Raw genomic sequence first — 4412 nt, 5'->3', positions numbered from 1 at the left:
TGAAGGCCAAGGGCCTGACGGATGATTCGGAACACTGGGCGGGGCATAAATCGGAGAGGATGCGCCAGGTCTACCACCGGCTGGCCCGGGAGAAGCAGGCGACGCGGTAGACGTTTTTGATGCCGGGTTTGATGCTGGGCCGAAAAAGAAAAGGGCCCGCAAACCTGCGAGCCCTTGTCATGTATGGCGCACCGGGGAGGATTCGAACCCCCGACCTACTGGTTCGTAGCCAGTTGCTCTATCCAACTGAGCTACCGGTGCATGTCTCGTTGCTGTATCGCCCCGAGAGGCTGCGCATTATTCCCAAAGCCCCGCCGGGAGTCAAGCGCCGGTCGCTCAAAACTTCAGCAATCAGTCTTCTGCGGTTTCCATTTGTTTTTGCAGGTAATTTTCGATGCCGACCAGCTTGATCAGACTGAGCTGGGTTTCCAGCCAATCGATGTGCTCTTCTTCGGATTCCAGGATGTCCTTGAGCAGGTTACGGCTGATGTAATCCTGAATGGATTCGCAGTAGGCGATACCTTCACGCAGATCCGGCACCGCCATTTTTTCCAACTTGAGATCGCATTCCAGCATTTCTTTGGTGTTTTCACCAATCATCAGCTTGCCCAGATCCTGCAGATTGGGAATGCCCTCAAGAAACAGGATGCGCTCGACCAGCCAGTCCGCGTGCTTCATCTCGTCGATGGACTCGTGGTATTCCTTTTCATAGAGCGCCTGGAGGCCCCAGTCCTTATACATTTTGGCATGCAGGAAGTACTGGTTGATGGCCACGAGTTCGTTGCCGAGTGCCCGGTTCAGGTACTCAATCGCCTTGGCGTCGCCTTTCATGGGGTTGTCTCCGTCCGATGAACTTGGGTCTAAACTTGGGTTAACCCCCATTGTTCAGCAAGCAGATGACAGAGACAAGGCAGGAATGCAAAAAAGCGCTTGCAATACAAGCGCTTATGTAAATGAGAACGATTAGTTATGCGGTTTGGGGCCAGTAGACCACCACACCATCAGAGGAAGGGTGCGAGAAGGAGGGTGCCTCGTCTGCGCTACGGGCTTCACGCATCACTTGGCGGGCATGACGGGCACATTTACCACACTGACTTCCAACCCCAAGTTCCCGACGAAGATCACGCAGGCTGTCGCAGCCGTTGCCGACCGCTTCCCGTATATGGTTGTCAGTAATGCCCTTACAAATGCATACGTACATAAGAATGCCATCCCTCAATCTCTAGTGGGCATGCTAACCCTAACGCGAATCATTATCAACTGCTTTCAAGAAAGCATCATTGGCCTACCGGCATGTCGTCATGGTCAAGCCGGCCACTAGTACATTTTTGCTTATACCCCTCTCCTGCCCTGCTCCACCAACCCGCGCACGAATATGACACGCTGAGGGAGCAACGGGTCAGTGAGGGTTGTTTTGCCTGGGACAGGAATCAGGGAGTTTTGCGGTTATTCAGGGCAAGGCTCCTGACCGCCGCCGGTTGCGTAGGGTGCACTGAGCCTAAGGCGAACTGCACCCTACGTTTGGAAAGACGCGGTTTTTTGCGTTTGCCATCATAAAAAAAGCCCCGCGTTTGCGGGGCTTTTTTCAGTCATTCCAGATCGAGGGATCAGGACGACTTTTTGGCGGCTGGACGCTTGGCTGCCGCTTTTTTCTTGGCTGGGCTCTTGCGAGTGGCAGCTTTTTTGGCTGTCGGCTTACGCTTGGCTGCCGCTTTCTTGCCGGGGGCCTTGGTTGCCGCTTTCTTGGCAGGCGCCTTGCGTGTGGCCGCTTTCTTACGGGTGGTGGTTTTTTTCTTCACGGCGCGCTTGGCTTTGGCTGCCGCTTTCTTGGCAGCGGCCTTGGCTTTCTGCTCGGCTTTTTTCTGCTCGGCCTTGGCTTTTTTCGCCAGCTTGCGCTCGTGCTCACGCAGCTTGGTCTTCATGTTGCGCTCGGCGGTGCGCAGTTTTTTCACCTCGCGGGTGACCACTTTCTTGGCCGCCTGGATTTCAGCACGGATCAGTTTGGCTTCACCACGCAGATCCTGCAGTTTCAAACGAACGGTATTCATGCGACCACGTGCCGTATCCACTGCACGCTTGGCGGCGGCGGTGGAAGAAGCCTTCGCTTTGTCGCGTTTGGCGGCGACATCGGCGCGCATTTTGGACAGCTTGCCATTCTCGGTATCGATCTTGGCGCGGTGCTTGTCCAGTTTGGCCTGCGTCTGCTCGGCTTTTTTCTGAGCCTGGTCCACGGCTTTTTGCTGCAGCTTTACCTTGGATTCGGCGTTAGTAACGGACTTTGGCAGAGCCGGTGCTTTTGCAGCGGTAGCCTTCTTTGCTGCGGGCTTACGCGCCGCAGTTTTTTTTGCGGCGGCTTTCTTTGCTCGAGCCATGATTGATCTCCTAAGCTATGGCGTTGTCATCAGTACTGCGACAATTCGAAAAATAGCATAAAAAAAAATCAGTTGGTACATTATTTGACCAATTCGTTTTTGTTTTTTTCATTTGCTGCTTTCCTTATTTCCCTGTTCCGCTTTTCTGATTCCTTTTCTGTTTCTTAAAAAACATTTTCCGGCCCTCCTCTGTCAGCCTGACTGGCACATCTGAAAAGCCGTCAGGAATATTTTTCTGCGCTTTTGGGCCGTTTTATTAAATAAAATCGCGATGGAGATCATTCAATGCACCATGGCAACAACATCGATCGGCACAGGGTGTTGGCACAAAGATGTACGGCGACGGTGACATTGCGAAACAGGGAAAAGAAAAAACGCCCCTGCCCTGCTATCCCGTCACGGTGTGACTCGCAGGCCCGGGGGCAGCCGACTGGCCGAGTCCTTGTGTAGAAAGGTTACATTTTCGATTGCTGCTGAAAATTCGCCGAAAAGAGAATGCACGATCATGGGCAGCACCCCGTGGACAATGACAGTGCACGGAACGCTATCAGGCTTGCCTTTTTACACAGGGGCCAGGAAACATCCCGGCTCAAGATTATGGCAACCACAGCAAGATGTCGTTTAGGCAGGCGACAGGGGCGTAATCGCAGTGCAGCGCACAACCATCGATGACATGACAAAAGGAGATGAGCGAGGGAGAGGCATAACCCTCATGGCTGAGCCACCGTGAAGCCACTTCGCTCAAGCGCAGGCTTTTCTGACTCGCGCAATCGCGCCATGAGTATGCAATTTTTTCTGTTGTGGCCACTCGTCAAGAAACCTGCCGACCGGCGTGGCATCTTTTCCGGACGCATTCGCGCACATGGCAGAGGTTTCCGGGAGGACTCTCCCCGGGTACCGGCGAGAGCCCGTGGAGCCTCCGCCAACAAAAAAGGGAAGCCCGCAGGCTTCCCTTTTTCTGTCTGACACCTTCAAGCAAGGATCAGTCTTGCAGAGCGTCCAGTACTCGGCTGCGGATATCATCCACGGAGCCAACACCGGCCACACGCACGTAGCGGGGCGCCTTGGCATCGTCTTTCTTGGCCAGATCCTGGTAGAAGTCCACCAGCGGACGGGTTTGAGACTGATACACTTCCAGACGCTTGCGGACGGTTTCTTCCTTGTCGTCATCACGCTGGACCAGTTCTTCACCGGTTTCATCGTCCTTGTCGTCTTCCTTCGGCGGGTTGTATTTGATGTGATAAACCCGTCCGGAGGAAGGATGAACGCGACGACCGCTCAGGCGTTCAATGATTTCCTCATCGTCCACATCGATTTCGACCACGAAGTCGATATCCACGCCCTGCTCTACCAGCGCTTGCGCCTGGGGAATGGTGCGCGGGAAACCATCGAACAGAAAACCGTTGGCACAGTCGTCTTCGCTGATGCGCTCTTTGACCAGGCCCAGAATGATGTCATCGGACACCAGACCACCGGCATCCATCACTTTCTTGGCTTCCAAACCCAGGGGAGTGCCTGCTTTAACAGCAGCGCGCAGCATGTCACCAGTGGAAATCTGAGGAATATTGAACTGTTCCTTGATGAACTGCGCCTGGGTGCCCTTGCCCGCACCGGGGGCACCAAGCAGGATGACACGCATAGGATTCTCCATCGTTCTGTGGTCGAAAAGGCTCCAATGCGCCAAAAGAAACGTTCTGTCACAAGGGAGCCAGGCAAGCGCTCCAATCAAGGCGATAAGGCACAGAACCGGATAACGGGTTCGGGCTTTTTAACGCCAGGCGGGCACTTTGACGACACGAATTTGTTGCAGAACCTTCCGTTTGGCCCATTCAGGGGCCTCCGAAGGGGTGCAACTTTACCCTGAGGCCCCGTTCTTCACAAGTGATTGGAGGGTGCTACCTTGGTAGCCCCCCTTTGAAAGGACGGGCTCAGGGGCGCTCGAGAACCAGCGTGGCCGGACTCTTCTGGGGTAGTTCAAGGGGTTTGACCGGAGCCATGATGGCAGCCTGATCCACGCCGCCGCCTGGTGCCGGGGTGTAA

The 4412-nt window shown here is 54.6% G+C and carries 4 protein-coding genes and 1 tRNA gene; all 5 read right to left on the bottom strand.

Annotated elements, in window-relative coordinates; all coding sequences use genetic code 11:
- Positions 1–184 precede the first annotated feature (184 nt).
- Positions 185–261, bottom strand: a tRNA-Arg gene (locus A3714_RS02125).
- A 90-nt stretch (positions 262–351) separates the two neighbouring features.
- Positions 352–831 carry a bacterioferritin gene (gene bfr / locus A3714_RS02120; protein ID WP_063509138.1) on the bottom strand — a complete coding sequence of 160 codons (480 nt, stop codon included), beginning with the start codon at positions 829–831 and terminating at the stop codon, positions 352–354.
- Positions 832–967: 136 nt separating this feature from the next.
- Positions 968–1201, bottom strand: coding sequence for a bacterioferritin-associated ferredoxin (locus A3714_RS17450; RefSeq protein WP_082844720.1), 234 nt, complete (start codon positions 1199–1201; stop codon positions 968–970).
- Between the two features lie 406 nt (positions 1202–1607).
- Positions 1608–2372, bottom strand: a complete 765-nt coding sequence (locus tag A3714_RS02115; RefSeq protein ID WP_063525667.1) for a hypothetical protein — start codon at positions 2370–2372, stop codon at positions 1608–1610.
- A gap of 982 nt (positions 2373–3354) precedes the next feature.
- Positions 3355–4011: an adenylate kinase gene (gene adk, locus A3714_RS02110; protein ID WP_062817848.1), complete on the bottom strand. Its 657-nt coding sequence runs from the start codon at positions 4009–4011 to the stop codon at positions 3355–3357.
- Positions 4012–4412 lie beyond the last annotated feature (401 nt).

It is taken from the genome of Alcanivorax sp. HI0007 (genome assembly GCF_001635525.1).
In the GTDB taxonomy this organism is placed as follows: domain Bacteria; phylum Pseudomonadota; class Gammaproteobacteria; order Pseudomonadales; family Alcanivoracaceae; genus Alcanivorax.
Note: the sequence above shows the minus strand (reverse complement) of the source record. Positions and strands in the feature narration are given on the sequence as shown.